Annotated in this window: 10 protein-coding genes and 2 tRNA genes; 4 read left to right on the top strand and 8 right to left on the bottom strand. The window is 66.6% G+C overall.

What is annotated here, in order from left to right:
• Nucleotides 1-140: 140 nt before the first annotated feature.
• From AC13GA_RS20460 to AC13GA_RS20445, 4 genes are all read right to left on the bottom strand, one after another.
• Nucleotides 141-2,249: a phosphocholine-specific phospholipase C gene (locus AC13GA_RS20460; RefSeq protein ID WP_482998844.1), complete on the bottom strand. Its 2,109-nt coding sequence runs from the start codon at nucleotides 2,247-2,249 to the stop codon at nucleotides 141-143.
• 8 nt (nucleotides 2,250-2,257) lie between these two features.
• The gene (locus AC13GA_RS20455) at nucleotides 2,258-4,636 is read right to left on the bottom strand and encodes a TonB-dependent receptor domain-containing protein (RefSeq protein WP_482998843.1); all 2,379 of its coding nucleotides are present in this window, start codon (nucleotides 4,634-4,636) and stop codon (nucleotides 2,258-2,260) included.
• A gap of 118 nt (nucleotides 4,637-4,754) precedes the next feature.
• Complete coding sequence (locus tag AC13GA_RS20450; RefSeq protein WP_136638838.1) at nucleotides 4,755-5,681, bottom strand: c-type cytochrome; 927 nt, start codon at nucleotides 5,679-5,681, stop codon at nucleotides 4,755-4,757.
• Nucleotides 5,678-7,024 (bottom strand): c-type cytochrome, encoded by a 1,347-nt coding sequence (locus AC13GA_RS20445; protein ID WP_482998842.1) that lies wholly within the window; start codon nucleotides 7,022-7,024, stop codon nucleotides 5,678-5,680. Before AC13GA_RS20445 ends, AC13GA_RS20450 begins: the two co-directional genes overlap by 4 nt.
• Nucleotides 7,025-7,209: 185 nt before the next feature.
• On the opposite strand from AC13GA_RS20445, the gene AC13GA_RS20440 reads away from it, so the two are divergent.
• Nucleotides 7,210-8,361, top strand: coding sequence for an alpha/beta fold hydrolase (locus tag AC13GA_RS20440; protein ID WP_046985859.1), 1,152 nt, complete (start codon nucleotides 7,210-7,212; stop codon nucleotides 8,359-8,361).
• An 81-nt stretch (nucleotides 8,362-8,442) separates the two neighbouring features.
• Here the strand turns inward: AC13GA_RS20440 and AC13GA_RS20435 are convergent, their stop codons facing one another.
• Nucleotides 8,443-9,582 carry an MFS transporter gene (locus tag AC13GA_RS20435; RefSeq protein WP_430766441.1) on the bottom strand — a complete coding sequence of 380 codons (1,140 nt, stop codon included), beginning with the start codon at nucleotides 9,580-9,582 and terminating at the stop codon, nucleotides 8,443-8,445.
• A 184-nt stretch (nucleotides 9,583-9,766) separates the two neighbouring features.
• On the opposite strand from AC13GA_RS20435, the gene AC13GA_RS20430 reads away from it, so the two are divergent.
• Nucleotides 9,767-10,462 carry an alpha/beta hydrolase gene (locus tag AC13GA_RS20430; protein ID WP_046985861.1) on the top strand — a complete coding sequence of 232 codons (696 nt, stop codon included), beginning with the start codon at nucleotides 9,767-9,769 and terminating at the stop codon, nucleotides 10,460-10,462.
• Between the two features lie 149 nt (nucleotides 10,463-10,611).
• Nucleotides 10,612-12,810 carry a TonB-dependent siderophore receptor gene (locus tag AC13GA_RS20425; protein WP_480983036.1) on the top strand — a complete coding sequence of 733 codons (2,199 nt, stop codon included), beginning with the start codon at nucleotides 10,612-10,614 and terminating at the stop codon, nucleotides 12,808-12,810.
• A 135-nt stretch (nucleotides 12,811-12,945) separates the two neighbouring features.
• Here the strand turns inward: AC13GA_RS20425 and AC13GA_RS20420 are convergent, their stop codons facing one another.
• Entirely contained in the window at nucleotides 12,946-13,647 is a 702-nt protein-coding gene (locus AC13GA_RS20420; RefSeq protein WP_046985863.1) for a pirin family protein, read from the bottom strand.
• Nucleotides 13,648-13,787: 140 nt separating this feature from the next.
• On the opposite strand from AC13GA_RS20420, the gene AC13GA_RS20415 reads away from it, so the two are divergent.
• Complete coding sequence (locus tag AC13GA_RS20415; RefSeq protein ID WP_065723159.1) at nucleotides 13,788-14,708, top strand: LysR family transcriptional regulator; 921 nt, start codon at nucleotides 13,788-13,790, stop codon at nucleotides 14,706-14,708.
• A 661-nt stretch (nucleotides 14,709-15,369) separates the two neighbouring features.
• Here the strand turns inward: AC13GA_RS20415 and AC13GA_RS20410 are convergent.
• Nucleotides 15,370-15,446, bottom strand: a tRNA-Arg gene (locus AC13GA_RS20410).
• Between the two features lie 32 nt (nucleotides 15,447-15,478).
• Nucleotides 15,479-15,555: transfer RNA gene (locus tag AC13GA_RS20405), tRNA-Arg, on the bottom strand.
• Nucleotide 15,556: the final 1 nt, after the last annotated feature.

Here is a 15,556-nt window from a genome sequence, read left to right as displayed (position 1 = left end):
GCCGAACGGTCGCCCGCGCCGGGCTCTCGGCACCTAAGGTGCCAGAGTCGCAAGAGATAAGAGCCGAGCCCATGCTCGGCTGCTCTTCGATAACTGACCGGAAAAGCAGCCGAGCATGGGCTCGGCTCTACAGAGTTCCTTCAATCGTGCTCGAACCGCAATGGCTCGCTGCCCATCGCCGGGTCGCTGGTGCCGGGGCGACCATCTTCTGCGCGACCGGCCAGACGCAGCACGCTCTCACCCGCGCCGACCTGCAGGTCATACCAGCCCGCGGTAGGCGTTGCATCCCACGCCAATGCGGTCTCTGCATGCGCCGGCAGCGCCAGCGTCTGTTCCGGCATGTGCCCGGCATAGGCGCCGGCATGCACGCGCAGCTGCTGTACGGCATCGCTGAGATTGCGCAGATGCAGCCGCAGCTGGCCTTCGGCGCGCTCGACCGACGCCTGCACGACGGGCCCTTTGGCAGCGCCCTGGAAGTGACGGTGGAAGCCATTCGGGCCGAGCAGCCACAGGTCATAGCGTCCCTGGGCGTCCAGCGCCCAGCGCTCGCGCAGCGGCGTGCCCGGTACCAGCGTATAGCGGCGTGGCACCGCACCCAGCCGCAGCCGATCGTACACATGCAGCACCGCCGCTGCGCCTTCGCAGGACAGCGTCAGATCCACGCCCGATGCGTCGATCGCAGTAATCGATGCCTGCGGCTGATAGGGCAGGGCACGCGCCGGGCGTACGCCGCTTTCCTGTTTCGCCGGCTTCAGTCCCTCCGGCAACGCCGGCACGGTGCGTCCCGGCAGGGCGGCAGCGCGTGCGGCAACCGCGCTGACGTCGGGCAGGCCGCGTACGAACGGGCGGGTATCACGCTGGGCGAAGTCGAAGGCATTGCTGAGGTCACCGCAGACCGCGCGGCGCCACGGCGAGATGTCCGGTGCGGCCACGCCGAATCGGCGTTCGATCAGGCGTATGACCGAGGTGTGGTCGTACACCTGCGAATCGACCCAGCCACCCCGGCTCCAGGGCGAGATCACGTAGAGCGGCACGCGCGGGCCCAGTCCGTAGGGGCGTCCGCGCAGCTCGGCGGCGTCGTACTTCTCATCCCCCGGTGCCGGATGGCGGTGGTACTCGCCCTCGGTGCTGACCGAAGACGCACCCGCCCAGCCACCGTTTTCCGGCGAAGGCGGTGCCGGTGGCGGCATGTGGTCGAAGAAACCGTCGTTCTCGTCGAACATCAGCAACAGGGCGGTGCGGCTCCACACTTCTGGATCGGCGGTCAGTGCATCCAGCACGCGCGCGGTGTACGCCGCGCCCTGGGCCGGGCTGGAAGGGCCGGGATGCTCGCTGCCGGCCGCGTCGGCGATGATGAAGCTGACCTGCGGCAGGCGCCCGTCGACCACGTCCTGGCGCAGCTGTGCCAGCCCACGCGTGCTGACCCCACGCGCGCGCAGCTGCGGGTCATGCCCCGGCGCAGCGCGGTAGGCCTGGCGGAAGGACTCGAAGCCGGCCAGCGGGTTGTCGGTGAAGTTGTCGGCCATGTCCTGGTAGATCTGCCAGGACACCCCGGCCTTCTGCAGGCGTTCTACATAGCTGGTCCATCGGTACGACGCCGGATGCCCGCCATGTTCCGGGAAGTTGTCGTGCGAGTTGGCGATCACCGGGCCACCGGCGCGCGCGGTCGCATCGTTGTGGCCGGTCCATAGGAACACCCGGTTCGGGTTGGTTCCGGCCTGCATCGCACAGTGGTAGGCGTCGCAGATAGTGAACGCGTCGGCCAGGGCGAACTGGAAGGGCAGGTCGCTGCGCTGGAAATAGCCCATCGAATGGTTCTGCTTGGCTTTCGGCCATTGCCCCATGCGTCCATGGTCCCAGGCACGCTGTGCATCAGGCCAGGTGTGTGGCGTGCCTTCCACCCGCATGTAGCCGAAGTGCGCAGCGGTATCCAGCGGGAACGGTGCGATCGCGCGCGTGCCGCTGGCATCGGGTTGCAGCCACAGGCTGCGCGCGCGGCCACCGGCCTGCAGCGCGGCGGCCGGGGCCACGAAGCGGTCGCCGAAGCCACGTACCCCCGGCAGCGTGCCGAAGTAGTGGTCGAACGAGCGGTTCTCCTGCATGAACACCACGATGTGCTGCAGGTCTTCCAGGCTGCGCGTCTGCGCGGCGGGTGCGATCGCTGCAGCCCGGGCGATGCTGGGCAGCAGGGGGGAAAGGCCGGCGGCAGCGCCGGCCTGCAACAACCGGCGTCGGCCGATATCGGTCACGGGTTCACTCACAGGTCCACACGGAAGGAGATGCCGACGGTACGCGGTGCGCCGATGAAGGCGTTGTCGCGGCCATCCACCCCTGCAAGATACCGCTTGTCGGTGAGGTTGCTCACCACCAGGTTGGCGCCCATGCCCTTCAGGCGCGGCGACAGGCCCTGCAGGTCGAAGCCGATGTTGGCGTTGAACACGGTGGCCGAGGGCAGCTTGTTGACGTTGGCTGCATCAAGGTAACGCGTGCCCAGGTAGCGGCCGGACAGGCCGAAGTTCCAGCTTTCACCCTGCCAGTCGGCCGACAGCACCAGGGTCTGTTCGGGCTGGCCGATCACCTTGGCACCGTCGACGATGCCGAGCTGGGTATCACGTGCGGCGTCGCCACTGCCCAGGTACTTGGAGCGGTTGTAGGTATAGGCGGCGTTGAGTCGCCAGCCGTTGTCCCAGCCATAGCCGAACGCGGCCTCCAGGCCGTTGCTCTCCACGCCGCCGAAGTTCTCGTAGACGCCGTCGGTCTCGCCCAGGTAGTCGATGCCGCTGACGAAGCCGGCCGGCAGGTAGACGATGCGGTTGTCGAACTTGATGTTGTACAGGGTGACCGAGGCGGTCAGCGGCCAACGGTTGATGCGCATGCCGACTTCGATGTTGTCGGCGGTTTCCGGCTCCACGTTGCGGAAGCGCTGCGGGTCGGTCTCGCCGAGCACGCCGGAGGGAATGGCGGCGAAGTTCTGCGAGAAACCGGCGAACAGCTCCATGCCTTCCACGCCTGGCGCCCAGGTGAAGCCGGTGGACAGCAGCGGATCGGACTTGGAATCGGATTTCACGTGCTCATTGGCACCGATCACGCGGCGGCGCGACTGGTCGACGAAGAACTGCTTCACGCCCAGGCGCGCGCTGAACGGGCCGAAGCGCGCGATATCCTCGACGTAGTACATCTGCTCATCAACCTTGTACTTGTCCTCGAACTGCACCCAGTACGGCTGGTGGTCGAAGGCGATGTCCTGGCCGACGTTGAGCAGGCGATGCCAGTCGCGGCGTGCCGAGCGGTCCAGCTTCTCCACCCACAGCCCGCCACGGATCGTGTTGTCGACGGCACCGAAAGTCTGCCGCCACTCGACGTCGGCGGTCACGCCCTTGCGGTTGTTGTCGTAGTGGGTGTGGCGGTACGACTGCGCGCCCAACACGTTGCCGGCGTAGCAGTTCGGGTCGTACTCGGCAGTGAAGTCCAGCCGTGGGGTGCAGCTGGCCAGGCGCTGTGCGGCGCTGCCATCGGGATTGACGAAGAAGATCTGGCCGCGGTTGCTGCCGCCGTACACGGTCCTGCCACCGAGATACTCCGATTCCGGGCGGCCAGCACCGTCATCGCTGACCTGTGCCAGGTAGGGCGGCAGCCAGTCACCGCGGCCTTCCATTCGGTGCCCATAAGCGGCCACCGAGGCCTTGAAACCGTTGCCGCCGTCGAAGGCCGCGCGCAGGTAGCCGAAGGTGTTCTCGCGCAGCGCACGCGAGCCGGAACGGAAGTTCTGGTCCAGGTACGGAATGCCGGTGAGGGTACCGACCAGGTTGTCGCGATCCGGGTTGGTGGCGAAGCCCTTCGGCGAGACGCTGGTGTACTCCGGCTCGTCGGCATCGTTGTAGGACAGGTAGCCGGTCAGCGTCCAGCGATCCAGCTCGGTGATGAGCTTGCCGGCGATGTGGTCGTTGCTGGTCTTGCCGCTGCCGTCGATCCAGTCGTGCACGCGCGCGGAGGAAGCGCTGACCCAGGCGCGGGTGTGGCCGCCGAGCAGGCCGGTGTCGTAGCGCACGTAGTACTTGCGTGCCTCGTTGTCACCGGCGCCGACCACGAAGCGCAGGCGGCTGTCCTGCAGCGGATCGCTGGTGAGGAAGTTCAGGGTGCCCCCGAGGGCTTCGTTCGAGCGCGAGGAGATGTCAGCGGTGCCCTGGCTGACTTCCACCGTTTCCAGATCGAGGGTGTCGATGTAGCGGTTGGCCAGCGAGCCGCCGCCGTAGCCCGAGCCGCCATTGGGCAGGCCATCGATGGTGGTGCCGATCTGCTGCGTATCGCGGTTGGTGACGAAACCGCGCATGCTGATCTGCGTGCCCCACACCGACGAACCGGTGGCGTCGGCTTCACTGACCACCACCCCGGGTACTTCATTGAGTGCGTCGTTGACGCTGCTCATCACGGTCTGCCGGTTCAACGTTTCCGCACGTACCGAGGTCTTGGCGTAGCTGGTGGCCTGGCCTATCACCTGCACCTGGTCCAGGGTACGGGCATCGCTGCTGCGCGGTTCGGCCGCGTCGCCCTGCGGTGCTTCGGCCAGGGCATCCAGTGCGGGGGCGATCAGCAGGGCAAGCAGGGAGACACGGGGAAAGCGCGCAATGGTTCGCATCGAGACCGGACCTTGAGGGGAGGGAAGCCCCGGAGTGTCGGCAGCGCCAATGACATCGGCATGACGCGAAGATGCAGGAACCGTGTTGTGTGACGGCCGGTACCCGAGGCCGCCTGCCTCAGTAGCGCGCGTCCTTCGGTTTCGGGTCACGCGGCCAGTCCTTGGCCTTGTTGGCGAAGTCCGGACGCGGCTGGTTGATGAAGTAGCTGGCGACGTCCACCGCATCCTGGTCGGGCATCACCTGCTGCCCCAGCGGGGGCTCGCGGGTCACTGCCGGCGGCATGTTGTGCTTGACGAAGCCGGCGGCCTTGTACAGCCGCGCCATGCCCGCGCCGATGTTGAAACTGCGGTCACCCCACAGCGGCGGGAAGGCGATATCACCGCTGGCATCGCGTCGGCCTTCGCCGTTGTCACCGTGGCAGGCGGCGCATTGCGCGGCGTACAGCGCCTGGCCGCGGATCGGATCAGGTGTCAGTGAGCTGTCGATCGGCCCTTCGCTGGGTGCCGCCACGCGCGCACCTTCGGGAACGGGACGGCTCAACCAGGTCATGTATTCCAGCATGGCACGCATTTCCGGCGCGTCCTTGGCCAGCGGTTTGCCGTTCATCGAGCGCTGCAGGCAGCCATTGATTCGCTCGGTCAGCCCGATCACCTTGCCTGGCCGTGGCATGTAGCGCGGGTAGGCACCACCACCCGTATTGAAGTAGTGGTTGCCGAACGGCCGCTTGCCCTCGGCCATGTGGCACGAATTGCAGTTCAGATCGTTGCCGACGTTGTCCGGCAGCAACCGCGCGGTCTCGTTGAGGAGGCGGCGGCCGAGCATCACCGACCCGGCATTGCCCAGCCCGGCAATTTCCTCGGCGCTGGGGGCGTGGTACTGGCCGACCACCGTGCCCTGCGCGTCGAGAATATCGATCGTGCTGGCCACGGCGGCATCCAGGTCCGGGTACAGATGGCGGTAGGCGAGGGTGCCGGCACCGGCCAGCAGCACAACGGCGATCGCACTGCCGGGCAGCAGGCGGGAACGTTTGCGCGAACGCTTCATCGTGCAGCCTCCTGCGGAACGTAATGCACCGGCTTGTCACGCACCACCCGGCGCATCCTCGCCACGTCGACCTCGCTGACCGCGCTGGCCTGGTTGCCCCAGCTGCTGCGGATGAAGGTCAGGATCTGTGCCAGTTGTGCATTCGGCAGCCGCTCGAAACCGGGCATGGTGAACGCCATGCGGTCGTGCGGGGTATGCGGCGTGCGGCCACCGATCAGGGTCACCTGCACCAGCGAACTGGGATCATCGGCGAACACGATCGAGTTGCCAGCCAGTGCTGGGTAGACCCGTGGCATGCCGCGGCCGTCGGCGCGATGGCAGGCCTGGCAGTGCTCTGCATAGGCCAGCGAGCCGGCCACGCGATAGTCGCCACTGCGCAGTGCGGCGGTGGTGGTGTCGGTACCCGGTGACCACTGTGCGCTGCGGCCCTCGCGTGCCGGCAGTTGTTTCAGGTAGCGTGCCATGGCCAGCAGGTCGGCGTCGGAGAGGTACTGCGTGCTGTGCTCGACCACATCGGCCATGCCACCGAAGGCCGCCGAACGATCGGTGCGGCCGGTGCGCAGGAAGTCGACGATCTCGCCCTCGCTCCAGCTGGCCAGGCCGGTCGATTCATTGCGCAGGTTCTTCGCGTACCAGCCTTCCAGTACCGAACCGGACAGGAACTGGCGACTGCCATCGTCGGCCATCGCCTTTTCCTGGAAGGCCAGCCCGCGTGGCGTGTGGCAGGCGCCGCAGTGAGCCAGGCCTTCCACCAGTTCTGCACCACGCTGCTCGCCGGCATCCAGCGCTGGATCCGGGCTGAAGCTGCGCGGGCGTGCGAACAGCAGCTGCCACCAGGCCAGTGGCCAGCGCATGTTGGCTGGCCACGGAATCGTGCTGTCGGCGTTGTCCTGCTTCACCGGCTGCACCGAGCCCATGAAGTAGGCGTACAGCGCCTTGATCTCGGCATCGCTGGCGATCACGTATGAGGCGTACGGCATTGCCGGATACAACGGCTGCCCATCGTGACGGATGCCGCGACGGACCGCGCGCTCGAAGTCGGCGTAGTCGTAGGCGCCAATGCCGGTGTCCGGATCGGGCGTGATGTTGGTCGAATAGATCGTGCCCATCGGCGTCTGCATGCCCAGTCCACCGGCGAACGGCTTGCCGCCCGGCGCGGTATGGCAGGCAGCGCAGTCGGCCGCGCGCGACAGGTATTGCCCCTGCGCGATCAGCGCCAGGTCGTGGACGTTGACCTTCGCCTCCTGTCGCGGTGCGAACCAGTAGGGCGTGGTGCGGGCGATGCCGTAGGCGGCGGCCACGGTGGCGGCCAGGGCAATGGCGAGCTTGAACGAGGTGCGCATGGCGGCACTGTGGGCAATCGCGCACGCGCGTTCATTGATCCGGATCAATGACTGAACAGATACAGCTTGTACACCAAGCTGAATCGTTCCCGCGTTGTCATCAAGCCGTCATCCACGCGCGGTAGATGGCCGGTCGGGTGGGGCGTTAACGTCACCACTTGTCTGATTCACCCCTACGACGTGATATGAAGCGCCTGCTGCTGTTGTTGCTGGCGTGCGCCGGCCTGTGGCTGGCTGCATGCTCCTCCTCCATCAATGCCTCCTCCACCTCGCTCGCTGATCGGCTGATCGCGCCGGGTGGCGTGTCGACCCTGCTCGATCGCCCGCGCATTGCCGCCGCCATTGCCGAGTTGCCCAATCGCCATGGTTTCGCAGCGGGGCGCGATGGCGTGCCGATCTTCTGGCGCGTGTTCGATCCGGGTAACTACGGTGCCCGCTACCACTACCTGCCGCAGCGCCACGAGAACGGCCTGCCGCTGGATACCGGCTTGAGCCTGGCCGTGCCGCAGCCCTTCCACGCGCAGGCACCGCGCGGCACCGTGGTGCTGCTGCACGGTTGGATGATGAACGGTGATTCGATGTTGCCGTGGTCGCTGCAGTTGGCCGAGTCCGGCTACCGCGTGGTCACCCTCGACCTGCGCAACCACGGCCAGTCCGGTGCCGGTCCGTCCGGCTATGGCACCTATGAATCCGATGACGTGGTCGATGTGATCGGTGAGTTGCGTGCACGCGGCGAAGTGACCGGCCCGTTGTACCTGTTCGGTGTGTCATACGGTGCGGCCACCGCAGTGTTCACCGCCGACAAGCTGGGCGATCAGGTTGCCGGGGTGGTAGCGATGGAGTCATTCGCCAATGCCGGGGTGGCCATCCGTACGATGATCCCGCATCTGATGGGGTTGCAGCCGGAAGGGTTGAAGGCGCAGGCGGTAGCCTCCTACGCGCGCTGGCGTTACGGTGGCCAGGACATCGACCAGGTGGTCGCCGCGGCAAGCCGCCGCATCGACGTCGATCTCGACCGTGTGGACGTGGCGCGCGCGTTGGCCGATACCCACGCCTGCGTACTGCTTCTGCACGGGCAGGGCGACCAGCACATCCCGGTCAGCCAGGGCCGCGAACTGGCGCAGGCCAATCCGCGCGCGCACTACATCGAGATGCGCGGCGAAGATCACATCACCCTGCCGCTGAGGCTGGATCTGCTGGCCGGTGTGGTCGACGACTGGATGGCACGCGACGAGCACCATCCGGAAAGCACCTGCCCGGCACCGCAGCTGCCCGCCCAGGCCGAATGGCTGGTGCACGACACCGATACGCCGGTGAAGGCTCCGGCGCGCAGCTGAAAAAATGGGGGCGGAGGGGATTAGGTCGTTTCCCGCACACCTAGGCTAGAAACGACTTAATCCCCTCCGTCCCCTTTTCTGTCAGGGCAGGCGTCGTGCCAGTGAGCGCGCCGACGCGGCTACGCCCAGCAGCAGCGCGGCCACGCAGAGGAAGGCGAAGCCGAGGCTGGTGGCGTGTGCCAGTGCACCGATCGCTGCCGGGCCGGCGAGGATGCCGGCGTACCCCAGCGTGGTAACCGCAGTGATGGCGATGCTCTCCGGCATCACCCGCTGCTGGCCCGCCATGGAAAACAGCGCTGGCACGATGTTGGCGCAGCCCAGCCCGACCAGTACGTAGCCGGCCAGCGCCACCGGGAATGACGGCACCAGCGTGGCCAGGGTGAAACCCGCAGCAGCGGTGATGCCGCCGAAGACCATCGTGCGGGTCCGGCCCAGGCGCTCGACGATACCGTCGCCGAACAGGCGCATCGCGGTCATTGCCAGGGTGAACAGCGCGAAGCCGGCACCAGCCTGGTCGCGTGGCACCTGCCGTACTTCGGCCAGGAACACCGCACTCCAGTCCAGCATCGAACCTTCGCCGAGGAACACCACGAAGGCCAGCACGCCGATGAACAGCACCACGCCGTGCGGCAGTGCCAGCAGCGGCCCTTCGTGCAGGATCCGTTGTGGGCGCCAGTGCGGGGCCGACAGCGCCGCCACCACCAGCAGCGCCGCTACCGAGACCAGCGCGGCCAGCCACAACGGCGTACCCAGGATCAGCAGGCCGGTCATGCAGCCAGCACCGACAAAACCACCGATGCTGTAGAAGGCGTGGAAGCCGGACATCATTGCGCGCCCGGCGTCGCGCTCGACCGCCACCGCCTGCATGTTCACCGTGCAGTCCATCGCGCCCACGCCGGCACCGAATACGAACAGAGCAGCGCCCAGCGCGAAAGGCGAGGGCGCAAGCGCCAGCAGTGGCAATGCCAACAGCACCATCGCGCAGGTCACCACCAGCAGCCGGCGGCAGCCGAGGCGGCCGGTCAAGGCACCGGCCAACGGCATCGCCAGCAACGAGCCCAGGCCGAGGCACAGCAGTACCGCGCCGAGGCTGGCATCGGACAACCCGGCCTTGGCTTTGGCATAGGGCACCATCGGCGCCCAGGCAGCGGTGGCGAATCCGGGAATGAAGAAGGCGGCACGGGTGGCGTGCTGCTGGGCACGTGGAGATGAGGGCGTCATGCGCGGTGCGAAGCTCCAAGGAGTATCCATGAAAACGTTTTCAGGTCGGATGGGCAAGTGCCATGCGTGAGATCAAGCGACGCATACGATTGCAGTGACCCGAATGCGTCACCAGTGATTAACGCCCCACGCGGACAGTGGCGACACGGTCGGCATTCCGCCGGCCGCTGCCGGAGATCCGTACATGAGCACGACACCGACCATCCTCCTCGTCCATGGTTTCTGGGGCGGGGCCGCACACTGGGCCAAAGTGATCCTGGAGCTGCATCGCAACGGCCATGACCGCGTGCAGGCGGTGGAACTGCCGCTCACCTCGCTGGCCGATGATGCCGGCCGCACCCAGAAAATGATCCGGCAGATCGACGGGCCGGTGCTGCTGGTCGGCCACTCCTATGGTGGTGCGGTGATCAGCCAGGCCGGCAACGAGGCCAACGTGAAGGGCCTGGTCTACATCGCGGCGTTCGCCCCGGATGCCGGCGAGAGTCCCGGTGGCATCACCCAGCAGCATCTGCCGGATGCGGCACCGAATCTGGCGCCGGACAGCGATGGCTACCTGTGGCTGCGTGCCGACAAGTTCCATGAAAGCTTCTGCCAGGACCTGAGTGACGACGAAGGCCGGGTGATGGCGGTGACCCAGAAGGCGCCGCTGGCCAGCACTTTCGGCGATGCGGTCAGCGACCCGGCGTGGAAGCACAAGCCGAGCTGGTACCAGCTGTCCCGCCATGACCGGATGATCGCGCCGGAGAACCAGAAGGTCATGGCTGGTCGGATGCAGCCCAAGCGCTTGCTGGAACTGGATGCCAGCCATGCCTCGCTGGCCTCGAAGCCGGCCGAGGTGACCGCGTTGATTCTTGAGGCCTGTGCCGCCGTAGGCGGCTGATCCGGCGCCATCGCGACGCGCGCGACGGCATACCGCACGACAGCCGGGGCGCAGGGGAGTAAACTCCTGCGCCTGCGGCCATCCGGCCCCATTCCCATCCCGCCTCCAGCCGCCGCCAGAGGATCCCACCCGATCGTGGAGGTCCCGTCGTGTCGTCTGTGCCTGTCCGTTTCCCGTTCCCGTTTCCACGTCGCCTGCCGCTGTCGCATGCGCTGGCCCAGGGCCTGCTGCTGCTTGCACTGAGCGGCGGCACCGCGGCCGCCCAGTCCTCCCAGGACGAGGACAAGGCCAAGCCGGCGCCCGCCTCGCAGACCCTGCAGACCGTACAGGTCACCGCCAACCAGCTCGGCACCATCACCGAAGGCAGCGGCGCCTACACGCCGGGCACCATCGCCACCGCCACCCGGCTGGTGCTGACCCCGCGGCAGACCCCGCAGACCATCAGCGTGATCACCCGCGCGCAGATGGACGACTTCGGCCTGGACGGCATCGATGACGTGATGCGGGTGACCCCGGGCATCAGCATCGTGACCTACGACAGCGAGCGCACCGAGTACTACGCACGCGGATTCGCCGTGCAGAACTTCCAGTACGACGGCATCCCGATGTCGCGCGACTCGGCCTACTCGGCCGGTAACACGCTCAGCGACACCGCCATCTACGACCGCATTGAAGTGCTCAAGGGCGCCACCGGCCTGCTGACCGGCATGGGCGATCCAGGCGCGACCATCAACCTGGTACGCAAGAAGCCGGGCAAGGACTTCGCAGGTAGTGCCACGCTGGGTGTCGGTCGCTGGGACGACTACCGCGCCGAGATCGATGTGGGCGGCCCGCTGACCGCCGATGGTCGCGTGCGTGGCCGTGCCGTTGGTGCCTGGCAGGACAAGCATTCCAATCTCGATTTCTACCAGCGCACCAGCAAGGTGGGCTACGCAGTGCTTGAGGCCGACGTGGGCGAGCGCACCCTGCTGACTGTCGGCGGGGACGTACTGGAGAGCGATCCGAAGGGCTCGACCTGGGGCGGCATCCCGCTGCTGGACAGCCAGGGCAACTTCAACGACATGCCGCGTTCGTTCAACAATGGCACCCATTGGAGCGGCTGGCGCCAGTACGTGCGCACCGGCTTCGCCACGTTGGAGCACACGTTCAACAATGACTGGGTTGCCAAGCTGCAGCTCAACCATCAGGTCAATGGCTATGACGCGGCCCTGGCCGGAGCGGCCGGTGGCAATCCCGATCCGGTTACCGGCGAAGGCGTGTCGCTGTGGCTGGGCAAGTATGTCGGCAAGACCGTCAGCAACGCCGCCGACTTCTACGTCAGCGGGCGCTTCGGCCTGCTTGGGCGCGAGCATGAACTGGTGGTCGGCGGCAGCGCGTCGCGCAAGCGCTGGACCAACACCGGTTACTCACCGCAGCCCGGCTACCCGACAGCGGTACCGGACTATCGCGCGTGGCAGGGGGACATTCCCGAGCCGCAATGGCAGCGGGGCTACGACAACAATGAAGTGACCCGCGAGAACGGCGTCTATGTGGTCGGCCGCTTCGATGTTGCCGATCCGTTGAAGGTGATCGTCGGCAGCCGCCTGGCCAGCTACCGCTCGCCGCAGACGCGCGAGACCGGCGTGTTCGTACCGTATGCCGGTGTGGTCTATGACCTGGGCGAACACTATTCGGTGTATGCCAGCTACAGCACCATTTTCAAGCCGCAGGGCGAGCGCGACGAACAGGGCAAGGCGCTGGATCCGCTGGAAGGACGCAGCTACGAGATGGGCCTGAAGGCGGAATTCTTCGATGGCCGCTTCAACGCCAGTGCGGCGCTGTTCCAGCTCGACCAGGACAACTTCGCCCAGCCTTCCGGTGGCAAGACGCCGACCGGCGACATCGCCTACCGCGCGCTGATGGGCGTGCGCACCAAGGGCTATGAGCTGGAGCTGTCCGGCCAGCTGGCCGAGGGCTGGCAGGTGCAGGGTGGTTTCGCCCACAAGATCGCACGCCAGGCCGGGACCAAGGTGTCGACGCTGGAGCCGGAGAATCAGTTCAGCCTGCACACCAGCTACCGCCTGCGCGGCGACTGGAAGGGGCTGACGCTGGGTGGTGGTGCGCGCTGGCAGGATTCCACTTTCGGTGAGATCACCAACCCGGCCACGCAGGCCAAGGTGGTTCATCGCACCCAACCGTATTGGTTGCTGGATGCGATGGCGCGTTATGAATTCAGTGATCGCCTGTCGGCCACGCTCAACGTCAACAACCTGCTGGACAAGCGGTACTACACGATCTTCAGCTGGTACAGCACCTATACCTGGGGTGAGCCGCGCAACGTACGCCTGGCGATGACGTACAAGTTCTGACGCCGGTGGTGCTGTAGCGCCGAGCCCGCTCTCGGCTGGCCGTGCATGGCCTGATCCAGGCAAACAGCAGCCGAGCGTGGGCCCGGCGCTACAGAAATGCGCCGGCGATGCACTGGAGCATCGCGGGCGTTGTCGTTACAGCGGCAGGTCGAACACCAGCACTTCTGCGTCGTTGCCGTTTTCCAGGGTCAGCTGTGCTTCGTCGCTGACCTGCAGCGCATCGCCGGCTTCCAGGGTGATGCCGTTGACCTGCAGCTGGCCCCGCGCCACCTGCACATAGGCGCCACGGCCGTTGCCAAGCGCGTGGTGCAGCTTCTGGCCGCCATCGAGGATGGTGGCGAAGATGCGGGCATCCTGGTGGATACGCAGCGAGCCGTCGGCACCGTCAGGCGAGGCAATCAGGCGCAGCTGGCCGCGCTTGGTCTCCGGCGCGAAGTGGGTCTCCTCGTACGACGGGGTGATGTTCTCCGCGTCCGGGAAGATCCAGATCTGCAGGAAGTGCACCGGCTCATCGGCCGAATGGTTGAACTCGCTGTGGCTGACACCGCTGCCGGCACTCATGCGCTGCACGTCGCCGTAGCGCAGCACCGAACCGGTGCCCATCGAGTCCTTGTGCTCCAGCGCGCCGCCCAGTACATAGGAAACGATCTCCATGTTGCTGTGGCTGTGGGTGCCGAAGCCCTGGCCGCCGATCACCTTGTCTTCGTTGATCACCCGCAGCGGGCCGAAGCTGACGTAACGGGGGTCGTAGTAGTTGGCGAAGGAGAAGGTATGGCGCGAGGACAGCCAGCCATGCTCGGCCAGGCCACGGGTAGCGCTCTTGCGGATCTGCAGCATGATGGAATCTCCTTGTTCGATGGTTTCGATGGGGCGGGATGGGCCTCTGGCCGCTGTGTTTTCCCGTTGGAGAGAAGTATCCGCTTGCGCCCCGGCTTTGAAAAACGGATAGTTTTGACAGCCATCATCGAAAAATTCGAATGCTCAAGCTCAGCCTCGATGCCCTGCAGATCCTGGATGCCATCGACCGCCGCGGCTCCTTCGCCGGCGCCGGCAAGGCCCTGCACAAAGTGCCCTCGACCATCTCCTACACCGTGGCCAAGCTGGAGGAGGACCTGGGCGTGCAGCTGTTCGACCGGGTCGGACCGCGCGCCGAACCGACCGAGGCCGGCCGCGCGCTGCTGGAAGAGGGCAGGCACCTGCTGCGCGCCGCGCGTGAGCTGGAGCTGCGGGTGCGGCGGGTGGCCTCGGGCTGGGAGACCGAGCTGACCCTGGCGGTCGACTCGGTGTTTCCGACCTGGCTGTTGGGGCCGGATATCGCCGCATTCCGTGAGGCCGAGGCGCCGACACGGCTGCGGCTGATTGGCGAGGCCCTGTCCGGCACCTGGGAAGCCCTGCTGGACCGCCGTGCCGACCTGCTGGTCGGTGCGCCGGGCGAGGGCCCCAGTGGCGGTGGTTACGTGGTCGAGCCGCTGGGCACGGTGGAGTTCGTGTTCGCGGTCGCGCCCGATCATCCCTTGGCGGCGGTGCCGGGCGTGCTCGGTCGCGAGCAGCTGGTCGAGCATTGCGCGATCGCCGTCTCCGATTCGGCGCGGCGGCTGTTGCCACGCACGGTCGGCCTGTTGATGGGGCAGGAAATGCTGACGGTGCCGGACATGGCCAGCAAGCTGAAGCTGCAATGCGAGGGTGTGGGCTTCGGATTCCTGCCCGAGCCGTGTGCGCGCGCGGCAGTAGCGCGCGGCCAGCTGGTGATCCGCGAAGTGGAGGAGCACAAGCCGGAAGAGACGTTCTGGCTGGCCTGGCGTACCGGTGAAGATGGTGCAGCACTGCGCTGGTGGCGCGAGCGCCTGCGCAGGCCGGAGCTGCTGTCGCAGTGGTGGCAGTCAATGGCACGGGGTTAGGGGTACGGCAGGGCTGCGCCCTGCACCCGCTACGAGCTGGAGCAACAGCAACAGCAACAGCAACAGCAACAGCAGAAGCTGGTTTCCTGTGGGGAGGCGGGGTGGGTCTGGTTGCGGGAGACGCCGTAAACCCCGCTCCGCGGTCCGGCCCAGCCGCTGGCGGCTGTGCGTTCGGGCGCTTGCGAAGCAGTGCTTCGCAAGCAAAGCACCCTCACCCTTGGGGGCTTGGCCGCGGCATCCATGCCGCGGACACTCCCGCAACCGGACCCACCCCGCCTTCGACAGAGTCCCGGTGCTGTTGGTAGGTGTCGACCTTGGTCGACACGGTAGATCCACGCCATGCGTGGATGCTCTTCCATCAATTGTCGAAATATTCGAACTCGATGAAGATTCATCCACGCATGGCGTGGATCCATCAGATCGCGGAAATCTGTCAGAGGTGGGGCGGTGTCGGAGTGCGGGGTGTCCGCGGCATGGATGCCGCGGCCAAGCCCCCATGGACGGGTTCACGGCGTCCCCGCACTCCGACACCGCCGCGCCACCCCACGGAATGTGTGCTGTGGCTGTTGCTCCAGCCCTTGCTTCGGCGGGTGCAGGGCGCAGCCCTGCCGAAAAACACACATAAAAAAACAGCAGGCCGAGGCCTGCTGTTTCGGTGTAATGGTGCGCCCGGAGAGATTCGAACTCCCGACCGCCTGGTTCGTAGCCAGGTACTCTATCCAACTGAGCTACGGGCGCCAATTACATAAACTTGTTGTGCTGACGGTGTATGGTGCGCCCGGAGAGATTCGAACTCCCGACCGCCTGGTTCGTAGCCAGGTACTCTATCCAACTGAGCTACGGGCGCC

It is taken from the genome of Stenotrophomonas sp. 22DLJC03, from assembly GCF_056861405.1.
Note: the sequence above shows the minus strand (reverse complement) of the source record. Positions and strands in the feature narration are given on the sequence as shown.

Coding starts and splice junctions, on each gene's coding strand:
- AC13GA_RS20435 (WP_430766441.1), bottom strand. CDS start 9,582: ATGACGCCCTCATCTCCACGTGCCCAGCAGCACGCCACCCGTGCCGCC.
- AC13GA_RS20455 (WP_482998843.1), bottom strand. CDS start 4,636: ATGCGAACCATTGCGCGCTTTCCCCGTGTCTCCCTGCTTGCCCTGCTG.
- AC13GA_RS20430 (WP_046985861.1), top strand. CDS start 9,767: ATGAGCACGACACCGACCATCCTCCTCGTCCATGGTTTCTGGGGCGGG.
- AC13GA_RS20420 (WP_046985863.1), bottom strand. CDS start 13,647: ATGCTGCAGATCCGCAAGAGCGCTACCCGTGGCCTGGCCGAGCATGGC.
- AC13GA_RS20445 (WP_482998842.1), bottom strand. CDS start 7,024: ATGCGCACCTCGTTCAAGCTCGCCATTGCCCTGGCCGCCACCGTGGCC.
- AC13GA_RS20440 (WP_046985859.1), top strand. CDS start 7,210: ATGAAGCGCCTGCTGCTGTTGTTGCTGGCGTGCGCCGGCCTGTGGCTG.
- AC13GA_RS20450 (WP_136638838.1), bottom strand. CDS start 5,681: ATGAAGCGTTCGCGCAAACGTTCCCGCCTGCTGCCCGGCAGTGCGATC.
- AC13GA_RS20415 (WP_065723159.1), top strand. CDS start 13,788: ATGCTCAAGCTCAGCCTCGATGCCCTGCAGATCCTGGATGCCATCGAC.